The organism is Vibrio sp. 1069, from assembly GCF_033340555.1.
The window spans coordinates 1-806 of the sequence record NZ_JAWOWP010000248.1 but is presented as its reverse complement, the minus strand read 5'-3'; the positions used below and the strand labels follow the sequence as shown (position 1 = coordinate 806).

Below are 806 nucleotides of genomic sequence, written 5' to 3'. Positions count from 1 at the left end.
GATATCATGAAAGGGCTTGGGCACGAGTTTGGTACCACCTTCATTGTCGCTACTCACGACCCTCGCATGGCATCACGCTGCGATCGCACCATCGAGCTGGTGGACGGCAAAATCATCCAAACGCACGCCAGTGTGGAGGAGGTTTCATGGGCAAGCTAATCCCCGTTTCGGTTCGCCTTGCTTGGCTGAACCTACAACGTAATCGCCGACGCAGTTTGTTGTCGATGCTGATCATCGCCATTGCAGTTTTTGCGCTGACCAGCGCAGGTGGTTTTGGCCTTTATACCTACGACAGCTTGAAAGAATCCACAGCGCGAGACACGGGGCATCTGACTTTAACCACGCCGGGTTATTTCGCTAAAGAAGAAGAGATGCCATTGAGCAATGGTTTGAGCCATGCCGATGCGATCACCAAACAGTTGATTGGTTTGAGAGAGGTGCGAGGCGTACAGCCTCGAGTGGAATTCAGCGGTTTGATCTCTAACGGCAGCAAGTCCTCGATTTTTATTGGCATCGGCGTTAACGAACGCGAGTTCGATATGAAAGGGCCGTTTTTGGACGTGCGTGATGGGCAGACGCTTTCCAACATTCATGCCTCTCGCTACGACGCTTCTGAGCCAGAAGTGATGCTTGGGGTGGATCTCGCCAATAATCTGAGCGTCAACGTGGGTGATTGGATTACCTTACTTGCTACTACGACAGATGGTGCTTTGAACGCTTACGACTTTAAAGTTCGCGGTATCTACTCAACTGGCGTTCCTGAGCTGGCTAAACGCCAACTTTACGTACACATCAACAGTGCTCAG

Annotated in this window: 1 protein-coding gene and 1 pseudogene; both read left to right on the top strand. The window is 51.4% G+C overall.

Features of this window, described 5'->3' with window-relative positions; all coding sequences use genetic code 11:
- Nucleotides 1–159, top strand: a pseudogene (locus tag R7040_RS25775) (lipoprotein-releasing system ATP-binding protein LolD); the annotation flags it as partial.
- On the top strand, nt 147–806 hold a 660-nt coding region (locus tag R7040_RS25770; protein WP_318097477.1), incomplete at its 3' end, for an ABC transporter permease. The pseudogene R7040_RS25775 and the gene R7040_RS25770, both read left to right, overlap by 13 nt.